The organism is Anabaena sp. CCY 0017 (genome assembly GCF_963920885.1).
Lineage (GTDB): Bacteria > Cyanobacteriota > Cyanobacteriia > Cyanobacteriales > Nostocaceae > Nodularia.
The window spans coordinates 1-1943 of the sequence record NZ_CAWUDG010000068.1; the positions used below are offsets into that span (position 1 = coordinate 1).

Sequence of the window (1943 nt, forward strand, 5' to 3'; positions counted from 1 at the left end):
CGGAGCGCTGTGCCGGAGGCAATCGCAACTTCCCCAAAATATTCCCGCATCCCTGCACAATTCCCATCGGCTTGTATAGGCATAGAAACATCTGAACACTCACACAGATATTTTTGGAAACTTCCCCAGCGCGATGGGCAAAGCCCCGCCAGAGGCGATCGCAACAGTTCGCAATTGCACCCAAAATTTTAGAAACTTCCTCAAAAATCGTCAGCTACTCCGAACTGGAATTTTTCTAGTTGGTAATTTTAAATACTAAAAACTAACCTTTAAACACTGATTTTAGTCTTATTTTTAGTCCCTCAATATAGTATCATTTATAACGTTATTTATATTACTTATACTATGTAATTCCTACAGTCCACCCCCCCCTAAATTTATAGTAAAGTAGTTTTTTATTTGTACGGGTGGACATAATACATTCTTTGGCTTTATATACTTAGATGGAAATAGACGGCGTTAAAATCGCCAGGAACGGCAATCAATACCCAGATAGATAGAATACAAGTTCTTGAATAAATAAACCCCTTCTAGAATTGCATAGCCTAAACAGGATAATTCTTATTGGCTGTACTTAGAAGAGGATTTCTTCAAGAAATTGAACCAATACTTAGACGCTGGTAACTAATCAGCTACAACTACTACAAATACTACAAGCTGACATTTTGGAACCAATGACTAATGACTAAACGCCGCCGCCGCACAATCCCCAGGACACCCCACAACTACCCCACACGATAGAATAGCAATTCCCATGAAAATAACCCCATTGCTGGGGCTTATCTGTTGGGTTGGGGATGGTGGCGATCGCAATTCGATTTTTGTCGATAGTGATTATTTAAACTCTTCAAGGAATTTATTTAACTGCTCCATAAACTATAAAACTTTTACTTAAGTGTTTTTACTGTTTACACTGTTAGTTAAGGGATACTACTCTACTGTGAATCGCATAATTAATTTCTAAAAATATTTTTCAAAAGTTTTGATTGAAATAATACAAAAATTTTCAAAAATACAGAATTAAACATATAGCGACTCAAGAAAGTAGTTGGAATAGTTTATACACCCAATATATCCAAAATAAATTATATGGGAATCAACTTACAAAAGGGGCAAAGCATCTCACTTTCTAAAGAGGCTCCTGGGTTAACAAAGGTTATGTGCGGGCTGGGTTGGGACGTAGTAAAGCCAAGCAATAACGGTTTCTTTGGGGCTTTCAATAATACTAAAAATTACGACTTAGATGCATCTGTAATCTGTTTGGATCAAAATGACAAAGTAAGAGATAGAAGCAACGTCGTTTATTTTGGGAATCTATCCCATAAATCAGGATATGTTACCCATCTAGGTGATAATCTCACGGGTGCAGGAGAAGGTGATGATGAACAGATTATTTTAGACTTAGGTAGGCTACCGAAAGAGATTGTTAAATTAGTATTTACGGTTAACATTTACGATTGTATTGCTCGTAAACAAGAATTTTCACAGGTAAAAAATGCCTTTGTACGTCTTGTCAATACATCTAATAACCAAGAACTAGCTAAGTATAATCTATCAGGTTCTGAATACAAAGGAATGACCGGAATGATCATGTCTGAAATTTATAACCACAACAATGAGTGGAAAATGGTAGCTATTGGTAAAGGTATTAATGTTAATGGTTTGGATGGAATTTTAAAAGCTTATGCTTAACTATTTTTTCAGGATATAGATGCCCTTATCTATTGAATGATTCAAGTCAATATCAATTTCAAGTAAAATTCATTTTCAAAAAAGCGGTAATAATTATGTCAATTAACCTAAGCAAAGGCGAAAGAATCAATTTATCAAAAGAAGCACCTAGCTTGAAAAAAGCTGGTATAGGTTTAGGATGGGATGTCAATGTTACCTGACGGGGCGACAAACAAGTCTAAAAACAAGACAGTGTAAACAATGTAACGATT

The 1943-nt window shown here is 35.8% G+C and carries 3 protein-coding genes; 2 read left to right on the plus strand and 1 reads right to left on the minus strand.

Annotated elements, in window-relative coordinates:
• On the minus strand, positions 1 to 184 hold a 184-nt coding region (locus ACM0OW_RS25675; protein WP_414553543.1), incomplete at its 3' end, for a hypothetical protein.
• Between the two features lie 905 nt (positions 185 to 1089).
• Here ACM0OW_RS25675 and ACM0OW_RS25680 point away from each other — a divergent pair.
• Both ACM0OW_RS25680 and ACM0OW_RS25685 read left to right on the plus strand, forming a co-directional pair.
• On the plus strand, positions 1090 to 1692 hold the full coding sequence (locus tag ACM0OW_RS25680) for a TerD family protein (protein ID WP_414553544.1): 603 nt from the start codon (positions 1090 to 1092) through the stop codon (positions 1690 to 1692).
• 95 nt (positions 1693 to 1787) lie between these two features.
• Complete coding sequence (locus tag ACM0OW_RS25685; protein ID WP_414553546.1) at positions 1788 to 1892, plus strand: TerD family protein; 105 nt, start codon at positions 1788 to 1790, stop codon at positions 1890 to 1892.
• Positions 1893 to 1943: the final 51 nt, after the last annotated feature.

Bases quoted from the DNA above. Each gene is read 5' to 3' on its own strand.
- ACM0OW_RS25680 (WP_414553544.1), top strand. From the start codon at position 1,090: ATGGGAATCAACTTACAAAAGGGGCAAAGCATCTCACTTTCTAAAGAG.
- ACM0OW_RS25685 (WP_414553546.1), top strand. From the start codon at position 1,788: ATGTCAATTAACCTAAGCAAAGGCGAAAGAATCAATTTATCAAAAGAA.